The organism is Cellulomonas sp. P4_H12 (genome assembly GCF_056400905.1).
In genome coordinates this window covers 1-500 of sequence record NZ_JBFUKJ010000175.1, presented here as the reverse complement: position 1 = coordinate 500, position 500 = coordinate 1, and the positions used below count along the sequence as shown (strand labels likewise).

Here is a 500-nt window from a genome sequence, read left to right as displayed (position 1 = left end):
AAGCTGGTGTTCAACCGGTTCTGGCGGTCCGACCCGTCTCGGGTGCGCCGCTCCGGGGGCACCGGACTCGGCCTGGCGATCAGCGTCGAGGACGCGCGGCTGCACGACGGTCGGCTCGAGGCGTGGGGCGAGCCGGGGGAGGGTGCCTGCTTCCGCTTCACCCTGCCGCTGGTGCGCGGGCACAAGATCACCAGCAGTCCGTTGCCGTTGCGGCCGCCGAGCGTCAAGCACGTCCAGGGCCGCCCGCTGCCCGGCGCGGAACGCCCGCACAGCGGGCACGCCGATCCCTCCGGTGAGGCCCTCGATCCCGACCAGGCCTCCAGCGTGCCGGTCCTGCGGGAGCGGCGGCCGTGACGGGCGAGCGCCGGCGCGGTCGCGGGCGGATCTCGCTGACGGCCGCGTTGCTGGCCGTCGCCGTAGTGGTCGGCGGTTGCGCGAGTCTGCCGGAGTCGTCGTCGCCGCAGGCGATCGGCACCATCACCCGTGAGCCGGTGGTCGTC

The 500-nt window shown here is 74.8% G+C and carries 1 protein-coding gene; it reads left to right on the top strand.

What is annotated here, in order from left to right; all coding sequences use genetic code 11:
- Nucleotides 1-354 (top strand): ATP-binding protein (locus AC1DQC_RS20400; RefSeq protein ID WP_477053040.1); only part of this gene is annotated, 354 nt, incomplete at its 5' end.
- Nucleotides 355-500 lie beyond the last annotated feature (146 nt).